A 17,030-nucleotide genomic window follows, 5' to 3' on the forward strand; every position below is an offset into this window, starting at 1 on the left:
CGGCGATCAGCAAGCTCGCGGCGCGGTTTCCCCTCGGCTCGCCTGCACCTGCAAGCCACGGCAGGAGTTCACCCTGGAACGCCTGACTGAGCACTTCGGCATCGACGGCGAGGGCGAGTAGCCGGCATCGGGAACGTCGGCCTCGCCTGAGAGGCGCTGCCGAGTTCGCCGACGGCATCCTCGGCGAACTGGCGTCGCGGGCCGGGACAATGGGTGCCATGAACGCTTCTCCTGCCCCGTCGCGGTGTCCGTGTACGAGCGGGCTGCCGTTCGGGGCCTGCTGCGGGCCGGTGCTGGCCGAGCACCCGGCAGCGACGAGTGCGGAGGCGCTCATGCGATCCCGCTTCACGGCCTTCGCTCTCGGCGACGCCGCCCACCTGCTGCGCACCTGGCATGCGTCGACCCGGCCCGACGAGCTGAGTCTGGACGCATCGCTGCGCTGGACCCGTCTCGATGTCGAGCGCACCGCACCCAGCGTGGTCGAGTTCACCGCGTTCTTCTGCGGCCCCGACGGCCCCGGACGCCTGCACGAGACGAGCCGCTTCGTGTACGAACGCGGCCTGTGGTTCTACGTCGACGGCGTCACCGGCGGCTGATCGCCAGCCTCGGCCGGGACGTCCGGGCGGTCCTCGGGATGGCGCAACTCGTCATAGGCGGCGTTGATCGAGGCGCCGATCAGCACCGAGATCGACAGGACATACAGCAGCAGGAGCACCGCGATGGGAGCGGCCAGCGGCCCGTAGATCGACGTCCCGCCAGTGCTGAACCCGAGCACCGCCCGCACCAGGTAGGCCCCGAAGATCCACATGCCGACGGTGAAGAACGCCCCCGGCAGCCCCGAACGCCAGGTCTTCTTGACCGGAACCGCAAGGTGGTAGAGCGTGCACAGGAAACCGACCGACAGCAGCAGCACCGTCGGCCAGTACAACTGCGTGAGGAAATCGACCCGATCGGGCGTGATCGCCTGCACGACGTCCGGACCGGCCAGCACCAGCGGCACCAACACGATCCCGATGACCAGCGCCACGACGTAGAGGCTGAACGACAGCGCCCGCGTCTTGACGATCCCGCGCACCCCGCCGAGGCCGTACATGATCGTGATGGTGTCGATGAAGACGTTCAGCGCCCGCGACCCCGACCACAGCGCCAGCAGGAACCCGATGGAGACCACGTCGAAGCGCCCGCCCTTCAGCACCTCGTCGAGCGTCGGCACGATCACGGCGTCCACGGTGCTGTCGGTCAGCGCGTGCGCCGCCAGGTCCATGACCCGGTCCTTGAGCACGTCGACCTGCGAGACCCGGAACCGCTCGGCGACGAAGCCGATGGCACCGGCCAGGCCGAAGATCAGCGGCGGCAGCGACAAGATGGCGAAGAAGGCCGCCTCCGCCGCCAGGCCCGTGACCCGGTTGCGGAAGCAATTGCCGAAGGCGTGAACCGTGACCTTCGGCACCTGTCTGACGAAGTCAGGCCAGCGGGTTCGGACGGCCGACATGGGCCTACCGTAGCCGTATGGACCCGCGTCAACGACGACCGCAGAACCAAGCCGTCCCGCTCGTCGGCTACGACGTCGTGCGGGAGGACGCCGCCCTGGTCGATGCCGTGCAGGCGTTCTCCGGTGACGGTGGTGACGCCGTGCTGGCTTCCCTGAGCGATCTGGGACGCCTCGCGGGGTCGCCGGAGGCCCGCGAACACGGCATGGCGGCCAATGCCCACGAGCCCGTCCTGCGCACGGTCGACCGGTACGGCAACCGCATCGACGAGGTCGACTTCCACCCTTCGTGGCACTGGCTCATGGAACACGGCATCGGCTTCGGGCTGACCGCAGCCCCGTGGACCTCCGGCGAACCGCACGCCCACCTGCGCCGCGCGGCCGGATTCGTCGCCTGGAGCCAGACCGAGCCGGGCCACATGTGCCCCATCACGATGACCTATGCCGTCGTCCCGGCCCTGCGTGCCGATCAGGCCACGGCCCAGGTGTGGACCCCCGGCCTCGCCTCCACGACCTACGACTTCGGACTCCGCGCTCCCGGCGAGAAGGCGGGCCTGCTCGCCGGCATGGGCATGACCGAGAAGCAGGGCGGATCGGACCTGCGCACCAACGTCACCGTGGCCCGTGCCACCGGCGCCGCGACGCCGTGGGGGCACGAGTACCTGCTGCGCGGCCACAAATGGTTCACCTCGGCCCCGATGAACGACATCTTCCTCGTGCTCGCCCAGACCGACGCGGGAGTGACCTGCTTCGTCGTACCGCGCGTGCTGGCCGACGGCACCCGCAACCCGTTCTCCATCGTCAGGCTCAAGGACAAGCTCGGCAACCGCTCCAACGCCTCTAGCGAGCTGGAGTTCGACGACACGGTCGGTTACCGGCTCGGCGAGGAGGGGCGCGGCATCCGCACGATCATCGAGATGGTCTCGGCGACCCGCATGGACTGCGTGCTCGGCTCGGCCGCGCTGATGCGCAAGGCGGTCAGCGAGGCGGCCTGGCACGCCTCACACCGCGCCGCGTTCGGTGCCACGCTGGCCGACCAGCCGGCGATGGTCAACGTGCTGGCCGACCTAGCCGTCGAGAGCGAGGCGGCGACGCTGCTGGGCCTGCGCCTGGCCGCAGCCCTCGACTGCGGCGACGACCCGCACGAGCAGGCACTGCGCCGCATCGCGTCGGCGCTGGCGAAGTTCTGGGTCTGCAAGCGCACGCCCTTCCTCGCGGCAGAAGCCCTCGAATGCCTCGGCGGCAACGGCTACGTCGAGGACTCCGGGATGCCGCTGCTGTTCCGCGAGTCGCCGCTGAACTCGATCTGGGAGGGCAGCGGCAATGTCAACGCCCTCGACGTGCTGCGTGCGCTGCAGCGCGAACCGGAGACCCTGGACGCCTGGCTGACCGAGGTCGGGGCCGTGCGGGGCCTCGACGCCCGCCTCGATGCCGCGGTCACCGAGGTACTCGACGACCTCGCGGACCTGTCCGACATTCAGACCCGTGCGCGGCGGATCGCCAGCCGCATGGCGGTCGTGCTGCAGGCGACCCTGCTGGTGCGTCACGGGCATCCGGCCGTCGCGGACGCCTTCTGCGCCTCGCGCCTCGGCGGCGATTGGGCGGGGGTCTTCGGTACGCTCCCGCGGGGCCTCGATCTGACGACCATCGCCAAGCGGGCCACGCCGACAGGAGCCTGACATGCGCACGCTGACCTCCGCCGCCTTGCAGGGCGGCTTCCTGACCCTCACCGTCATCGCGGCGCTGCGCGCCTGCGATCCCGTCCTCTCCGTCGCGGTGGTCTCGGCCGTCACTGTCACCCTGGCCTGGTTCGCGGCGCTGTCGCGTGACGACACCGCCAGCGGGCTTGATGTCACGGGAACGCTGCCGGGGGTCGCGCTGGCCCTCGTCGGCCGGGCCTCCTGGGGCAATCTGCTGCCGACGCTGGCGATGCAGGCAGTCATCGCGGTCGCCCTGGGTGCGGGCGCGAAGGCCCTCGACGACCGGCTCGGCCCCACTCTCCTGATCGCCACCGGTGCCCCGACCCTGGCCCTGGCCGGGATCGCCGGCGGCCTGGCCGGGATCGCGACGGCCTGGGTGAACCTGGCCATCGACGGCGACGGACCCATCGCGCTCGCGGCCGTGCCACCGCTCCTCGCCGGTGCCACCGGGCCGCTCGCACTGCTGGCAATCTTCCATCCGGCCGCCGCGCTCGGACTATCCACCGCCGGTGTGCTCCCGTGGGACGTCACTGCCGTCGGGCTCAGTGCCGCGCTCCTCGGCACCGTCCTCGGCACCTACGCCATCGGAGCGCTCCTGCCTTCCGAGAACGAGTGAGACGGCCCGGCGGACGGAGCATCGCCCCGAAAGTCTTGTGACGCAGAGCACAGAGCATCCTGGGATTGCAGGGACTCCTCACCCCGCCGTCCGAAATACGGATGGGTATTCCACTATGCGAGATATCCGTTTGGCGAACCACAGGGCGCGCCGACACACTCGTCCCATGCTGACCGCACACCCCGTCTGGCTCGTGGAGCGTCTCCACGTCGACCTGGGTCGTGCTCGCTCCATGATGTGTCGCTGATCTCGCGCCCCTTCGTCTCTTCCACCACACGGGCGCGCGACGGCCCTCACCCGGCCAGATCGTGCGCTCTTCCGCCCCGAGGATCCTCCACATGGCCCCCACCGAAACCGCTCGCCCCCGACGACCGCGCCAGAAGCGCGGCGAGGGTCAGTGGGCGCTGGGCTACCGAGAACCGCTGACCCCCAACGAGCAAATCAAGAAGGACGACAACCCGCTCAACGTCCGGGCCCGCATCGAAAACGTCTACGCGCACCGTGGCTTCGACTTCATCGACAAGGCCGACCTGCGCGGGCGCTTCCGCTGGTGGGGCCTGTACACCCAGCGCAAGCCCGGCATCGACGGCGGCAAGACCGCCACGCTGGAACCCGAGGATCTCGAGGACTCCTACTTCATGCTGCGGGTGCGCATCGACGGCGGCCAGCTCAACGTCGAGCAGTTGCGCACGATCGCCGGCATCTCGACGGAGTTCGGACGCGACACTGCCGACATGACCGACCGCCAGAACGTCCAGTTGCACTGGATCCGGGTGGAAGACATGCCAGAGATCTGGCGTCGCCTGGAGGCAGTCGGCCTGCACACCCAGGAGGCCTGCGGCGACTGCCCCCGCATCATCTTGGGTTCCCCCGTCGCCGGTATCGCGGCCAACGAGATCATCGACGGCACCGACGTCATCCGGGAGATCGAGTCGACCTACATCGGCGATCCGGAGTTGTCGAACCTGCCCCGCAAGTTCAAGACCGCGATCAGCGGCAATCCCGATCACGACACCGTGCCACAGATCAATGACATCGCCCTCGTGGGCGTCGAACACCCCGAACACGGCCCCGGCTGGGACCTGTGGGTGGGCGGCGGACTCGCGACGAACCCGATGCTGGCGCAGCGGCTCGGCGTCTGGCTGTCCTCGGCCGAGGCTCCCGAGGTCTGGGCCGGTGTCTGCAAGGTGTTCCGCGACTACGGCTACCGCCGCCTGCGCACCCGCGCCCGGATCAAGTTCCTCATCGCCGACTGGGGAGTGGAGAAGTTCCGTCAGGTGCTCGAGGACGAATACCTGGGCCGCAAGCTGACCGACGGCCCCGCACCGGCTCTCCCCCAGCGCCCCGGCGACCACATCGGCGTCCATCCCCAAAAGGACGGCAAGTTCTACCTGGGACTCGCGCCGGCCGTCGGTCGCGTCTCGGGGACGATCCTGGGCCGACTCGCCGACATCGCCGAGAAGTACGGCAGCGACCGCATCCGAACCACCGCCCATCAGAAACTCGTCCTGCTCGACATCGCCGAAACAGACGTCGAGTCTGCCGTAGCCGACCTGGACGCGATCGGACTCAAGGCGCGGCCCTCGGCATGGCGACGCAACACCATGGCATGCACGGGCATCGAGTACTGCAAGCTCGCGATCATCGAGACCAAGCAGCGCGGTCTGGACCTCATTAGCGAGATGGAACAGCGAGTTCCAGAACTCGACGCGCCCATCACGGTCAATATCAACGGCTGCCCCAACTCCTGCGCCCGTATCCAGGTGGCCGACATCGGCCTCAAGGGCCAGCTCGTGCTCAACGACCAGGGCGAACAGGTCGAGGGCTTCCAGGTCCACCTCGGGGGCGCGCTCGGCCTGGAGGCCGGCTTCGGCCGCAAGTTACGCGCCCACAAAGTCACGGGCGAGCAGTTGGCCGATTACGTCGAACGGCTGACCCGCAGTTATCTGGACCAGCGTGAAAACGACGAGACCTTCGCCCAGTGGGTCGCCCGCGCCGACGAGGAGGCTCTGCGATGAGCCTGCGCGCGGTGCCGTTCCACTGCCCGTACTGCTCCGACGAGGACCTGCGACCACACGGCGAGACGCACGGAGCCTGGGAGTGTCGCGCTTGTCTGCGCGCCTTCAAGCTCGGTTTCATCGGACAACTTCACCCCACCCACATCGCGCCCCAACCGGGGGCCGAGGATCACGAAAGGAGGACACCATGAGCGCACCCGCACTCATTGCCCTGGCGCATGGCAGCCGCGACCCGCGGTCGGCCCGCACCATCACAGCCCTGACGGAGATGGTCGCGTGCATGCGTCCCGACCTCCGCGTGGCCCCGGCCTTCCTCGACCACTGCGATCCGAGCCTGGAGGCCGTCGTCGACCGGCTGGTGGCCGAGGGACATTCGGAGATCGTCGTCGTGCCGCTGCTGCTGACCGAGGCGTATCACGCCAAGTACGACGTGCCGGCTGTCGTGGCGGCGGCCGAGGCACGCCATCAGGGGCTGCGCATCCAGACGACCGACGTGCTCGGCATCGAGGGTGCCCTGTTCAAGGTGCTCGACACACGACTGCGTGAGGCGCTCAAGGCGCGCCGGGTGCGCGAACTGGACGCGCTGGTGCTCGCCGGTGCCGGATCGACCGATCCGGTGGCGAATGCGGCCATCGCACGGGCCGCACGGGCGTGGGGCAACCATCACAAGCTGCCGACCATCGCGGCGTTCGCGTCGAGCGTTCCGCCGGCGGCCGGCGAGGCAGTGCGGGCACATCGCTCGGACGGACGGCGGCACATCGCGGTCGGGACGCTGTTCCTCGCCCCGGGCCAGTTGCCCGACCGGGTCAAGGAACTCGCCCTGGAGGCCGGGGCCGTGGCCGTGGCCGAGCCGCTGGGCGTGGACGCCGAGATCGCCTCGATCATCCTGGCCCGCTACGCGGTCGGCGCGGTCGCGCTGGTCTCCTTCGAGAGCCTCTTCGCAGGAATCTGAGACCTCCTACGCCCGGCCGGGCGGGTTTCGCGTCGAAGCCCGTCCCCGGCCGGTCGTAGGCTGGTGTCATGTATCCCGCAGCCGATCTCGCCGAGCGCACCGTCGGCCCCATCGAGCACGTCCCGTTCAACGGGCAGGAACTCTGATGGGGTACGAGGTCGAGAAGTCCGACGACCAGTGGCGCGCGCAGTTGAGCGCGGCGGAATATCACGTGCTGCGTCGTGGCGGCACCGAGCAGCCGTTCAGCCATCCCTACGAGACCGACACGACCGTCGGCGTTTACGCCTGCCGGGCCTGCGGAGCCGAACTGTTCGCCAGCGAGACGAAATTCGATGCGCAGTGCGGATGGCCGGCCTTCTACAGCCCGCTGGCCGGGGACCGGGTCGAGTACATCGAGGACCGCTCGCTGGGCCGGGTGCGCACCGAGGTCCGGTGCGCGTCCTGCGGCTCGCATCTGGGTCACGTCTTCGAGGGCGAGGGGTTCGACACTCCGACCGATCAGCGCTACTGCATTAACGGGATCGCGCTGAAGTTTTCGCAGGCCGATGACGCCTGAAGGGCTGCGCCAGTAGGCCCGCTGGCTTGAGGCTTCCGAGTTCCGACCGGGACCGTCAGCAGCCGATGTGGTGGGCCTCGATGCCCTGCTCACGCCACATGGTGACGACGCGCTCCTTGTCGTCCCAGGCCTCCACCACGCGGTAGCCGTCGGCCTCGATGTCGTCGAGGATGTCGCGCTTGACCTCCACGTCACGCCGGTAGTCGCCGACGATCCGCAGGTACACCTCGTCGCGCGGCACCTCGTGGCGCACGAGCCAGTCGAGCGTCGGGTCGAGCCATACGAACTCCCGCGACGACACGATCAGGACCGCCCGGCCCGCAGCCGCCTGCTCGCGGGCGATCTCGACCATCGCCGGACTCGGCGGGCAGGCCACGGCCGCCGCCTGGAAGGCCGGGAAGTCGGCGTTCTCACCCCGGATCAGGTGCTCGACGCCGGAGGTGTCGACGAGCGTCCCGTCCAGATCGAAGATCACGGCGTCACGGGTCATGCCCCCATCGTGCCGCACGGCGGATCCATGCGATGGATCATCGGACTGCTCCTGACCTGCATGTGTCGCGCGGCGGGCCAACGGACCGTTGTGTACCACCTTCCATTGCCCACCGCACTCCACAACTTGGCCTCACGTAGGGAGGGCGGGGCTCGAACCCGCGACCCAGGGATTATGAGTCCCCTGCTCTGACCGGCTGAGCTACCTCCCCGCATCCGCACGGGGCCGCGAGGCGGCGGCCGGAACGGAAACGGCTCGGCTCCCCAGGGAACCGAGCCGGTCGCTCCCCCACTTGGACTCGAACCAAGAACCCTTCGTTTCCGGCGGTGGAGCATGTGGAAATGTCACATGGCTGACAGACTACCGCGCACGGCTGGCCGCATCGTGATGCGGATCGACCATCAGGAATGCCAGGAATGCGAGACCGGCTTCCACGGGACTCGCGCGCAGGCCCGCCGCAGCGGTTGGGAACCAGTGAGGCACCGGACCCAGCGCGACATCGACACCGGCCCGATGGCATGTCCCACCTGCATCGGTCATCTCCTCGACAACACACTGGCCGCAATGCGTAGGTGAACCGCCCTCCAGAAGCAGCGTCCCCGGAGACTTTCCCTGCCTGACGCCGCCGGAAACACACTCAACTACTGTATTGACTTTTGTACAATACTTAGGCATACTTCTTGGTATGGCTTACGGCATCGTGATCGCCCGTAAGGCGGCGAAGGCTCTCCGGCTGATCGACGCCCGACAGCGCGCCAAGATCGAGGAGAAGATCGACGCGCTCGCGGTCGAGCCGCGACCGGTCGGGGTCAAGAAGTTGACCGGGCTTGACGCCTACCGCCTGCGTGTCGGCAACTACCGTGTCGTCTATGCAATTGACGACACGGTGCGTATTGTCGAAGTGACCCACGTCGGCACCCGTCAATCCATCTACAAGGAGGTCTGAGCATGGACCGGTTAGTGCCCATCAGCGAAGCCCGCGCGACGCTCGGTGACCTCGTGGACGAAGCCGCCGAGCACGAGGTCTACCTGTTGCGCCACGGACGCCCCGTGGCCGTGATGATTTCCATCGCGGCCCACGAGGCGATCCTTGAACGCCTCGAAGACCTTGAGGACCGCCTCAGCGTCCACGAAGCCCACGACTTCGTACCGTGGGCCGAGGCCCGCGAAACCGCAGCGACCGCCTGACCACAACAAAGCAGCCCCACCCGTTCGGCGGATTCAAGGGCTTCTCACATACCCCCGCAAAGGCGGGGAATATTACTACACTGCGAGCCACAAGGGCCATCCCCGCTGACGCGGGGAAGCGTGCGCCTCAACCCTTCGTTTCCGGCGGCGGAGCATGTGGAAATGTCACATGGCTGACAGACTACCGCGCACGGCTGGCCGCAATGCGTAGGTGGGCCGATCACCAGGAATGCCGACTGCGAGGCACCGGACCCAGCGCGACATCGACACCGGCCCGATGGCATGTCCCACCTGCATCGGTCATCTCCTCGACAACACACTGGCCGCAATGCGTAGGTGGGCCGCGCAGTAGGTTTCCAAGGTGCATTCCTGGCAATCCCTCGTCGACGCCTACACCACACAGCTAGCGACAATCAACCGCTCCGCCGGGACCATCCGCCAACACCGCAACTACCTCGCCGCACTCGCCCGAGCACACCCGAACCCACTCGACGTCACACGAGCCGACCTACTCGCCGAACTCGGCTCCCACGGCTGGGGACCCTGCGGCAAGAAATCCGCCCGCACCGTATGGCGCGGCTTCTACAAATACCTCCACGGCGAAGGCCTCATGGAGACCTGGATCGGCGAGACCCTGCCCGCCATCACCATGCCCAACGGCATCCCACGACCCGCAGACGCCGCCAGCATCAACCGCGTCTGCACAGACCCAGACGACCGCATCCGACTCATGTCCCTCCTCGCCGCCAAAGACGCACTCCGCGCCGGCGAGATCGCACGAGTCCACTCCGACGACTACGACCCACACCAGCGGGCACTGCTCGTCCACGGCAAAGGCCGCAAACAACGCCTCATCCCCGTAGCGTCCGACCAACTCCACGACATGCTCTCCGCGCTCGACGGGTGGGCCTTCCCATCCCCGCACCCCAGATGCGACCACCTCACCCCCGGCACCATCACCAAACTCCTGTCCGACGCCCTCGGACCCAAATGGACAGCCCACAACCTCCGACACGCCGCCGCCACCGCCATCGTCGACGACACCGGCGACCTCATGGCCGCCCGCGACTTCCTCGGCCACGCCACCGTCGCCACCACCCAGATCTACTCCAAAACCTCACTCAAACGCCTCTGGGCCGCCGCCGAAGCCGCCGCACACCCGAGATGAAAACCCGCGTCATACGCGACACCATGATCTCGGAGTCGTCCACCTTGCATGAATATAAGTCTTGAGTTATTATCTGGGGGTGTGGTCGGTGGTGGTGCTCAGCGAGGTGGAGCAGTGGTTCCTCGCCCTCGCGGCCGAGGACAGCGACCTCGCCGACACTATCGAGGCCGCCATCGATGTGCTGGAAAGCGAGGGGCCGACCCTCGGGAGGCCGCTCGTGGACCGGATCAAAGGCGCGGCGCTCCACAACATGAAGGAGCTACGACCCTCCGGAAGCAGCGTCCGCATCCTGTTCGTGTTCGACCCCGAACGCCACGCCGTGCTCCTCGTCGGAGGGGACAAGGCCGGGAACTGGTCAGGCTGGTACGAGAAGAACATCCCAGTCGCAGAAAAGCGGTACGAACGGTGGATCGAGAAAGGTGAGTGAGATGGCAGCGAAGAGTTGGCGTGAGGTCCGTGCGGCCGGGCACGCCGTCCGAGAGGTCGACGAGGCCAAGATCGCAGGCCTGCGCGATGACATGCTGGCCGAGGTCCGTGCGCATCGGCTAGCCGAGGTTCGCAAGGCGCAGCGTGTCTCCCAGGCCGAGGTCGCCACGGCCATGGGAGTGTCACAGCCACGGGTGTCGCAGATCGAGCGCGGCGTGATGGACGCGGCCGAACTGGGCACCCTGCGGGCGTACGTCGAGGCGTTGGGCGGAAGGCTACGGGTCGTCGCGGACTTCGGCGACCAAAGCCTGACCGTCGGATGACCCCGCATCCGAACTCAGCACAGGCGGGATTGAGCAACAAATGCCGCTTCACCCCTGGGCCAAATGCCGTCTAGCGTGATTGACACCGTAGTGCCTCATGTCAATATGCCCGCGAAAGGTTGACCGTGCCTCACGAAGTTTTGCCCGCGAACGAGGGGTGTCAGCCGGCAGCTTTGACTCGGATGCCTTTGCGGATGTCGGGTAGCAGGGTGGGGATGCTGGCGAGGTAGATCTGTTCGGTCTTGTCGGCGGCGGGCCGAGTGAGGATGGTTTGGAGTTCGGCGATGTCTCGGCCGATCTGGGCGGGATTCAGGCTGGCCCTGCAGGGGGTCATCTCGGTGGTCTGTGCCGGGGACAGGATGTCGGCGGCGATGAGCAGCAAGGAGCCAGATATGACAGCACAGACTTACTCCGTCGAAGTTCGCCGCGATGGCCGCTGGTGGGTGTTCGACATCCCCGAACTCGGCACGGGCGGGCAAGCCCGCAGCCTTGCCGAGCTCTCCCATGAAGCACAAGGCGTCGCGGCGATGTGGCTCAATGTTGCCCCTGAGACTGTCACGGTCGAGGTGACCATTCACGTCGGGGACATGTCATGGAAGGTCACCCGGTCAACAGAGGAAGCACTCGAACCGATCTTCGGGGAAGGATGGATGGACAAGTGAAGACCTACAAAGTCACAGTCACCCGCGAGGACGGCTACTGGGTCGCCGTCGTCGACGGACTACGCGGCGGCGCGACAGAGGCCCGCACCCTGGCCAAACTCGACGTCGAAGTCCGCGACCTCATCGTCGGCCTCACCGATACCACCGAAGACGACTTCACCGTGGACTACGCGCTGCCCACCGACATCGAGAACGCGGTGCGGGAATGGGAGGCTTCGGCGGCCGCTGCCGCATCGGCACGCGCCGCCTACGAGGCAACTCAGACCAAGGTCGCCCGACACCTCGCCGGACAGCACGTTTCAGTGCGAGACGCCGCCAGGCTCGTCGGAGTGTCCCACCAGCGCGTCGCACAACTCCTCGCGGGATAACTCACCTTCTTCGCCGTACACCACGAGACGTCGTCACGGTCCCGCGCGAGCATCCCAAACGCCCCGACGGCCACAAGCAAGTCCCCGCCGCAGTTCTCAATCAACTCAAGCGGGCCGGTGTCCCGATCCCCCGGCCGAGGCGATGAGCAGCAAGGAGCCAGATATGAACATCACCGCCACCGAGTACCACGAGAAGCGGCTCGCCGCGATGACCCCCGAGGAGCGAGCCGAGTTCGACCGCGCTTCCATCGAGTCCGACCTCGCCCTCGACCTCGCCCAAGCCATCTACGACGCTCGAACCGCCGCGGGCATGACCCAGGCACAGCTCGCCGAGGCGATGGGCGTCACCCAGTCCTACATCTCCGCCCTCGAAGGCGGCGGCAGCGTCCCCACGGTGCCCACGCTCGCGAAAGTCGCCCACGCGGTCGGCGGGAGCCTGCACGTCCAGATCGCAGCAGCCTGAACGCGCTATATCAGCCGCACCCGAACAAGGACGGCCAGCCATACGTGCGAGTGCCCCCAACCCGGTTCCGGGTTGGGGGCACTCGTAGGTTGCGGGCGGTCAGCAGTAGTGCATGTCCACGCGGACCAGGCTGCTGCTGACCTGGGTGAAGTGGTACTCGTTGACCGTGCCGTAGTAGCTGGTCAGCTTCTCCCATGCGTAGCCACCGTCCGCAGTGACGCTGCGACAGACAAAGTTGAAGTTCGTCTGCCCCACCCCGGCACGGGCCATTGCTTGCGCAACCGTGAATGGTGCGGGTTGCGGGTCTCCACCGCCAGACGATGATGACCCGCTGCCGGACGTACCTCCGCCGCCGGAGCCGCCACTGTTTCCTCCACCGCCGGTGGCGCTACCGCCACTGGTTCCGGTGGTGCTCTTAGTGCCGCCTGTGCTGCTGGTCTTCTTCTGCCCGCTCCCGGCCCCTGACGTCGCCTGGCCACCACTGCCGGTGGCTTGGGCGGCGGCCTGGGCGGTGTAAGTGTCGTGGCTGGCCTGGACCGCCGCAGTCTTACCTGCGAAGGCGTCGAGCGCGGCGCGGAGCGCGGACGTGACGTCATCGACGGCAGCCTGCCGGGTGGGGGCCGGGGTCTGAAGGAGCGTGTTCGCAGCGGCGAGGTGGGCTTCGAGGTCGGTCCAGGCTGCGGGGTCGGCCACTTGGTCGCGGGTGGAGTCCAGGAGTGCCTGGGCTTCGGAGACACGGGCGGTCAGGTCGGTCTTGGCCGTCTCGAACGCGGTCAGGTCGACGTCCTCGGCTATCGCCTCGGCCTGCCGTGTGGGCTGGTCCTCGCCGGTACGGGTGGCGGCATAGGCTCCGCCACCGCCGATCAGCACCACTGCGGCCACGACCGCGGTAGTGAGGGTTTGCTTCTTGGTCGGCTTCATCCTGTGCTCCTGCTGATGATCGGGTCAGTGTGTCGGATCGTAGGGGGCGGCACCGACAAGATTGAGCGGCACCTGTGCGGGCCGGGGCGAGGTCGCTCACCGCTCGGCTGCTTCGAGGAGGTCGGTCAGCGTTACGGTGGTGGCCCTGATGTCGTCGAGCAGCCCCGCACGTTCGGCGGCCGGCGCGCCAGCAGCGGTCGAGGCGAGTTCGGTCGCCGCGCGCAGCGCGGCCTCCAACTCACCCGTCTCGGTCGAGCTGGCCGCGGCGGCGACGGCAACGAGGTGGTCCGCGGCCTGGCCGATAGCCGTATCGAGATCGGCGAGCGCAGCATCGACGTCGGAAGCCGTCACAACCGTCGTGTCGCGCTGGGGCTGATCACCAGCCGACAAGGTGAGTGCTGCTGTGGTGATGCCTGCGGCGATGAGCAGCACGCCGCACACGAGCAGGAGTCGGAGACGAGTCATAGATCTTGCCTTTCAGGTGTCCAAGTGGGAGGGGAAAGGGGGGTGGACAGCCGACCGGCCGCCCACCCCCCTTGTTGGTACTGCGGTCGATCAGGCCGTCATGCCGTGACGGAAGCGCCGCAGCACGATCACACCGCCACCGGCGGCCACGCCCGCGGCGAGGACCGCGAGCAGGCTCACCGGCGCGCCGGTGCTGGGCAAACCCCCGCCCGACGCGGCGGCAGGCGACGTCACTGGCGTCAATACGCCACCGGAGACGCAGAACCGCTGCTTCACGTCAGCGAAGCTGCTGGTGCCGGCTTCCACGCGATCATCACCGTCGAAGGAGTAGACGCCGACGTAGCAGTGGCCCTCGGTGAATCCGGTGACCGGGTTCTCGTCGTCATAGCCGATCTCGTAGACACCGTTCTTCGCCGGGACGACCTGGGACCAGTGGACCGGAGTCCCGGCCGGGACCTCGGTCGGGATCTTCGTGCCCTTGTACTTGTCCTTCGGTCCCATGTCGTAGACCGTGATGAGCGCGTCATCACGGTCCGGACCGATGACGCTGCCCTCAAAATCGCCGCCTTCCCAGTCGCCGTGGTTCTCGGGGAACCCGCCGATGGTGTAGGTGTCCATATGACGGCCGTCCGCATCGACGTTCCACTCCCGCGCCATGCTGAAGTGCGTCCACTGATACTTCTTCACCACCGTCTCGCCGAGCGTGAACCACCCATCAGACGCATCATCACGGATGTACTGCGCGTAGTCGCCCTGGTTGGCCTTGACGACCTTCCAATGGATCGTGTAAATACCACCGACCAGATCGCCACAGTCATCGGACGTGATCCGCACGCCCTCCTCCGGCCCGTTCTCGGCCAAATACTCCATCCGGCACGCAACCTCATCATCGACCGGCACGTCCGCCTCAGGAGCGGACTCCTCAAGGTAGGGGCCGTAGACGTCCGCCTCAAACAACACCGGCACCGGCGTCAACACACCGTCAATGTCAACCTCGATCCATTCATCGCCTTCGGCGGCCGAGAACGACAAGCCGTCGACGAGCGCGGCGGCGCCGCTGTCAGCATCGAGCACAACCTGCTCGACCTGCGTACTGATGTCGATAGCGAAATCGTGCACTGCCATCTGCGGGTCGGTAGCACCGTTGAGCTGGTCGTTACCGGCGTGCACCGTGGTCACAATCTGGTAACCCGCACCCTCAGCGGCATGGCTATCGACATAGTTCGACGGCACTTCGGCGGCCGCCGACACCGTAAACAGGCCGTTGCCCGTCGAGGTGAGCGCGAAAGACTGCGCACTACTACCGGACGTGACCGTCATCGAGTTCGTCCCGGTCGCATCAAAGACCACCGGCCCATCGATCGTCAAGGTCATCGACCGGCCGGGCATCCAACCGCCCGCAGCCTGCACACCCACACCGTCCAGCGTCCACCGCAGCCCGCCGCCATTGGAAGCATCCGACACCGTCAACGGGATAGACCGGTCACCACCCCACGCAGCAGCCTCAGCAAGGATCTGCTGCACTCGCTCACCCACACCCACATCCGGGGTGCTGTTCTCGTGGTTGTTCGGGACCGCCGAATCGGTCTTCACGATGTACGCCACAGCCGCAGCCGTCACATTGTCCACGCCCGCCGTGGCGTAATTGTTCAACGCCCACGCACTATTCGGCGCGTAAACAGCGGTCGCCGGCGTCAAGTACGTCGGCACCGCGTGACCATTGCCCGAGCAGACGCCATACGACCCATGGAAATCCTCGATCCCCATATACGTGTTCGCGTGCGCGATGCCCGCGACCCGCGTCACCTCAGCCTGCGCCGCCGAGACCGACATCTGCACACTCAGCACGCTCGCCACGAAAGCCAGCACCACCAGCAGCCGCGACACCACAGGCCGCCGACCACCACGCCCCGCACGGGGGTCAGGATTCAACATCACAGGGTTCTCCCTTGATTCGGTCGGGCCACCGGACGCGGCCCGCTCTCACACCACTGGTGGACACCCGACGCCACAAAACGGCACCCTCGCACCCCCGATAGGCAAGATGTGGCGTAGATCACGCCGGCCGGTAGCTGGTGGTGAGGCCGCCGGGGAGGTCGCGGGCTTGCGTGATCCGGCGGCGACCGGTGGCGGCGCTGAGGCCGAAGCGGGCCGCGACCTCACCACCAGTGACCTGGTGACCAGCGTCGATCCGGTGGCGAATCCAGGCAATCTGCTCGGCGACCTCGCCGCCCGCCGGCGCGGGTGCGGGGGGTGCGGGGGGTGCGGGTCCCGTGCCTGGCGGCACGCTCACTGCGGGCGTGGCCGCCACAACCTCCGCTGCGGACGCAGACGGTGAGGAGGGTGGGGCCAGGCGGGGGGAATGGGGGGTGTCTGGCACAGGCGGAGTTGTGAGGGTGGTGGGGGTTCGCGTAACAGCGGAGGCCGACCGGGCCTCCATGACGATGACGAGCAGGTGCGAGGCGAGCAGCAGCGCCACCGCCGGCACCGCGCTCACGATGCAGGCGGTCGTCGTCGTGAGCACGGTGAGATCGGCGGTGGTTCGAGCGTGCAGCGCGTTACCGGCGATGCTCACCGTCGCGGCAGCGGCCAGAGCCAGCCAGGGGTACCACGATGCGCGACCACGACCCCGCAGGACCACAGCCGCGACCGTGGCCACGACGATGAATCCATCAACGATCACCGGCCACAGCCACGCCAACCGCTCACGCAAGCCCGCCGCGATAGCGAGCGTGCGCAGCGCGTCGAACGACAGCGTGAACGCTCCGGCCGCCAAGATCGTGACGCCCACCATGAGCGCCCACACCAGGGGGCCGCTCACACGCTCATGCGCACGGTGATCGTTCGTCGGGATGCTCATCGAGGTCGCCTTCCAGGTCGAGGGTGATCGCCCATGAGTGGACAGTGAGCACCACACCCACACCCCTTGAGCGCTCACCGCTCACCGCTCACCGCTCACCGCTCACCCCTTGAGCGCTCACGCTCACCGCTCACCCCTTGAGCGCTCACGCTCACCGCTCACCCCTTGAGCGCTCACGCTCACCACCCACCTGAGCGCTCACCCCTTGAGCGCTCACCGCTCACCGCTCACCCCTTGAGCGCTCACCGCTCACCGCTCACCCCTTGAGCGCTCACCGCTCACCGCTCACCGCTCACCGCTCACCCCTTGAGCGCTCACCGCTCACCGCCCACCTGAGCGCTCACCCCTTGAGCGCTCACCGCTCA

General features: G+C 67.5%; 21 protein-coding genes and 1 tRNA gene. 14 read left to right on the forward strand and 8 right to left on the reverse strand.

Going from position 1 to position 17,030, the window contains the following annotated elements:
- Positions 1-218 precede the first annotated feature (218 nt).
- On the forward strand, positions 219-596 hold the full coding sequence (locus tag QM597_RS07705; protein WP_415004290.1) for a YchJ family protein: 378 nt from the start codon (positions 219-221) through the stop codon (positions 594-596).
- Here the strand turns inward: QM597_RS07705 and QM597_RS07710 are convergent.
- Positions 569-1,492 (reverse strand): YihY/virulence factor BrkB family protein, encoded by a 924-nt coding sequence (locus QM597_RS07710; protein ID WP_415004291.1) that lies wholly within the window; start codon positions 1,490-1,492, stop codon positions 569-571. The two genes, QM597_RS07705 and QM597_RS07710, sit on opposite strands and share 28 nt — an antisense overlap.
- 17 nt (positions 1,493-1,509) lie before the next feature.
- Here QM597_RS07710 and QM597_RS07715 point away from each other — a divergent pair, with 17 nt between their 5' ends.
- The 5 genes from QM597_RS07715 to msrB all read left to right on the forward strand — a co-directional run bounded on the left by QM597_RS07715 (position 1,510) and on the right by msrB (position 7,331).
- Positions 1,510-3,168 (forward strand): acyl-CoA dehydrogenase family protein, encoded by a 1,659-nt coding sequence (locus QM597_RS07715; RefSeq protein WP_415004292.1) that lies wholly within the window; start codon positions 1,510-1,512, stop codon positions 3,166-3,168.
- A 1-nt stretch (position 3,169) separates the two neighbouring features.
- Positions 3,170-3,805, forward strand: a complete 636-nt coding sequence (locus QM597_RS07720; protein ID WP_415004293.1) for a hypothetical protein — start codon at positions 3,170-3,172, stop codon at positions 3,803-3,805.
- Between the two features lie 338 nt (positions 3,806-4,143).
- Positions 4,144-5,823, forward strand: a complete 1,680-nt coding sequence (locus QM597_RS07725; protein ID WP_415004294.1) for a nitrite/sulfite reductase — start codon at positions 4,144-4,146, stop codon at positions 5,821-5,823.
- A 187-nt stretch (positions 5,824-6,010) separates the two neighbouring features.
- Entirely contained in the window at positions 6,011-6,775 is a 765-nt protein-coding gene (locus QM597_RS07730) for a sirohydrochlorin chelatase (protein ID WP_415004295.1), read from the forward strand.
- 145 nt (positions 6,776-6,920) lie between these two features.
- The gene (msrB, locus tag QM597_RS07735) at positions 6,921-7,331 is read left to right on the forward strand and encodes a peptide-methionine (R)-S-oxide reductase MsrB (RefSeq protein WP_415004296.1); all 411 of its coding nucleotides are present in this window, start codon (positions 6,921-6,923) and stop codon (positions 7,329-7,331) included.
- A 55-nt stretch (positions 7,332-7,386) separates the two neighbouring features.
- On the opposite strand, the gene QM597_RS07740 is transcribed toward msrB, so the two are convergent.
- Positions 7,387-7,821 carry an HAD family acid phosphatase gene (locus tag QM597_RS07740; protein ID WP_415004297.1) on the reverse strand — a complete coding sequence of 145 codons (435 nt, stop codon included), beginning with the start codon at positions 7,819-7,821 and terminating at the stop codon, positions 7,387-7,389.
- Positions 7,822-7,958: 137 nt separating this feature from the next.
- Positions 7,959-8,032, reverse strand: a tRNA-Met gene (locus QM597_RS07745).
- Between the two features lie 474 nt (positions 8,033-8,506).
- Here QM597_RS07745 and QM597_RS07750 point away from each other — a divergent pair.
- The 5 genes from QM597_RS07750 to QM597_RS07770 all read left to right on the forward strand — a co-directional run bounded on the left by QM597_RS07750 (position 8,507) and on the right by QM597_RS07770 (position 10,926).
- Positions 8,507-8,767 (forward strand): type II toxin-antitoxin system RelE family toxin, encoded by a 261-nt coding sequence (locus tag QM597_RS07750; protein WP_415004298.1) that lies wholly within the window; start codon positions 8,507-8,509, stop codon positions 8,765-8,767.
- A gap of 2 nt (positions 8,768-8,769) precedes the next feature.
- Positions 8,770-9,009, forward strand: coding sequence for a type II toxin-antitoxin system Phd/YefM family antitoxin (locus tag QM597_RS07755; RefSeq protein WP_415004299.1), 240 nt, complete (start codon positions 8,770-8,772; stop codon positions 9,007-9,009).
- A gap of 361 nt (positions 9,010-9,370) precedes the next feature.
- Positions 9,371-10,177 carry a tyrosine-type recombinase/integrase gene (locus QM597_RS07760; RefSeq protein ID WP_415004300.1) on the forward strand — a complete coding sequence of 269 codons (807 nt, stop codon included), beginning with the start codon at positions 9,371-9,373 and terminating at the stop codon, positions 10,175-10,177.
- A 61-nt stretch (positions 10,178-10,238) separates the two neighbouring features.
- Positions 10,239-10,604 carry a type II toxin-antitoxin system RelE/ParE family toxin gene (locus QM597_RS07765; protein ID WP_415004301.1) on the forward strand — a complete coding sequence of 122 codons (366 nt, stop codon included), beginning with the start codon at positions 10,239-10,241 and terminating at the stop codon, positions 10,602-10,604.
- 1 nt (position 10,605) lies between these two features.
- Positions 10,606-10,926 carry a helix-turn-helix domain-containing protein gene (locus tag QM597_RS07770; protein ID WP_415004302.1) on the forward strand — a complete coding sequence of 107 codons (321 nt, stop codon included), beginning with the start codon at positions 10,606-10,608 and terminating at the stop codon, positions 10,924-10,926.
- 160 nt (positions 10,927-11,086) lie between these two features.
- On the opposite strand, the gene QM597_RS07775 is transcribed toward QM597_RS07770, so the two are convergent.
- Complete coding sequence (locus tag QM597_RS07775) at positions 11,087-11,308, reverse strand: hypothetical protein (RefSeq protein ID WP_415004303.1); 222 nt, start codon at positions 11,306-11,308, stop codon at positions 11,087-11,089.
- 10 nt (positions 11,309-11,318) lie between these two features.
- On the opposite strand from QM597_RS07775, the gene QM597_RS07780 reads away from it, so the two are divergent.
- The 3 genes from QM597_RS07780 to QM597_RS07790 all read left to right on the forward strand — a co-directional run bounded on the left by QM597_RS07780 (position 11,319) and on the right by QM597_RS07790 (position 12,419).
- The gene (locus tag QM597_RS07780) at positions 11,319-11,588 is read left to right on the forward strand and encodes a hypothetical protein (protein WP_415004304.1); all 270 of its coding nucleotides are present in this window, start codon (positions 11,319-11,321) and stop codon (positions 11,586-11,588) included.
- Positions 11,585-11,956, forward strand: coding sequence for a hypothetical protein (locus QM597_RS07785; RefSeq protein WP_415004305.1), 372 nt, complete (start codon positions 11,585-11,587; stop codon positions 11,954-11,956). The genes QM597_RS07780 and QM597_RS07785 overlap by 4 nt, the downstream gene beginning before the upstream one ends.
- A 163-nt stretch (positions 11,957-12,119) precedes the next feature.
- The gene (locus tag QM597_RS07790) at positions 12,120-12,419 is read left to right on the forward strand and encodes a helix-turn-helix domain-containing protein (RefSeq protein WP_415004306.1); all 300 of its coding nucleotides are present in this window, start codon (positions 12,120-12,122) and stop codon (positions 12,417-12,419) included.
- Between the two features lie 99 nt (positions 12,420-12,518).
- Here the strand turns inward: QM597_RS07790 and QM597_RS07795 are convergent, their stop codons facing one another.
- The 4 genes from QM597_RS07795 to QM597_RS07810 form a co-directional block, all read right to left on the reverse strand.
- Entirely contained in the window at positions 12,519-13,340 is an 822-nt protein-coding gene (locus QM597_RS07795) for a hypothetical protein (RefSeq protein WP_415004307.1), read from the reverse strand.
- Between the two features lie 96 nt (positions 13,341-13,436).
- Entirely contained in the window at positions 13,437-13,805 is a 369-nt protein-coding gene (locus QM597_RS07800) for a hypothetical protein (RefSeq protein WP_415004308.1), read from the reverse strand.
- Between the two features lie 90 nt (positions 13,806-13,895).
- On the reverse strand, positions 13,896-15,740 hold the full coding sequence (locus QM597_RS07805; RefSeq protein WP_415004309.1) for an LPXTG cell wall anchor domain-containing protein: 1,845 nt from the start codon (positions 15,738-15,740) through the stop codon (positions 13,896-13,898).
- Positions 15,741-15,861: 121 nt separating this feature from the next.
- Entirely contained in the window at positions 15,862-16,665 is an 804-nt protein-coding gene (locus tag QM597_RS07810; RefSeq protein ID WP_415004310.1) for a DUF2637 domain-containing protein, read from the reverse strand.
- Positions 16,666-17,030: the final 365 nt, after the last annotated feature.

It is taken from the genome of Aeromicrobium sp. (genome assembly GCF_047607065.1).
GTDB lineage: Bacteria > Actinomycetota > Actinomycetes > Propionibacteriales > Nocardioidaceae > Aeromicrobium.

What these genes read in the sequence shown, in the direction of transcription:
- QM597_RS07705 (WP_415004290.1), top strand. Translation starts at nt 219, where the DNA reads ATGAACGCTTCTCCTGCCCCGTCGCGGTGTCCGTGTACGAGCGGGCTG.
- QM597_RS07710 (WP_415004291.1), bottom strand. Translation starts at nt 1,492, where the DNA reads ATGTCGGCCGTCCGAACCCGCTGGCCTGACTTCGTCAGACAGGTGCCG.
- QM597_RS07715 (WP_415004292.1), top strand. Translation starts at nt 1,510, where the DNA reads ATGGACCCGCGTCAACGACGACCGCAGAACCAAGCCGTCCCGCTCGTC.
- QM597_RS07720 (WP_415004293.1), top strand. Translation starts at nt 3,170, where the DNA reads ATGCGCACGCTGACCTCCGCCGCCTTGCAGGGCGGCTTCCTGACCCTC.
- QM597_RS07725 (WP_415004294.1), top strand. Translation starts at nt 4,144, where the DNA reads ATGGCCCCCACCGAAACCGCTCGCCCCCGACGACCGCGCCAGAAGCGC.
- QM597_RS07730 (WP_415004295.1), top strand. Translation starts at nt 6,011, where the DNA reads ATGAGCGCACCCGCACTCATTGCCCTGGCGCATGGCAGCCGCGACCCG.
- msrB (WP_415004296.1), top strand. Translation starts at nt 6,921, where the DNA reads ATGGGGTACGAGGTCGAGAAGTCCGACGACCAGTGGCGCGCGCAGTTG.
- QM597_RS07740 (WP_415004297.1), bottom strand. Translation starts at nt 7,821, where the DNA reads ATGACCCGTGACGCCGTGATCTTCGATCTGGACGGGACGCTCGTCGAC.
- QM597_RS07750 (WP_415004298.1), top strand. Translation starts at nt 8,507, where the DNA reads ATGGCTTACGGCATCGTGATCGCCCGTAAGGCGGCGAAGGCTCTCCGG.
- QM597_RS07755 (WP_415004299.1), top strand. Translation starts at nt 8,770, where the DNA reads ATGGACCGGTTAGTGCCCATCAGCGAAGCCCGCGCGACGCTCGGTGAC.
- QM597_RS07770 (WP_415004302.1), top strand. Translation starts at nt 10,606, where the DNA reads ATGGCAGCGAAGAGTTGGCGTGAGGTCCGTGCGGCCGGGCACGCCGTC.
- QM597_RS07780 (WP_415004304.1), top strand. Translation starts at nt 11,319, where the DNA reads ATGACAGCACAGACTTACTCCGTCGAAGTTCGCCGCGATGGCCGCTGG.
- QM597_RS07790 (WP_415004306.1), top strand. Translation starts at nt 12,120, where the DNA reads ATGAACATCACCGCCACCGAGTACCACGAGAAGCGGCTCGCCGCGATG.
- QM597_RS07795 (WP_415004307.1), bottom strand. Translation starts at nt 13,340, where the DNA reads ATGAAGCCGACCAAGAAGCAAACCCTCACTACCGCGGTCGTGGCCGCA.
- QM597_RS07800 (WP_415004308.1), bottom strand. Translation starts at nt 13,805, where the DNA reads ATGACTCGTCTCCGACTCCTGCTCGTGTGCGGCGTGCTGCTCATCGCC.
- QM597_RS07805 (WP_415004309.1), bottom strand. Translation starts at nt 15,740, where the DNA reads ATGTTGAATCCTGACCCCCGTGCGGGGCGTGGTGGTCGGCGGCCTGTG.
- QM597_RS07810 (WP_415004310.1), bottom strand. Translation starts at nt 16,665, where the DNA reads ATGAGCATCCCGACGAACGATCACCGTGCGCATGAGCGTGTGAGCGGC.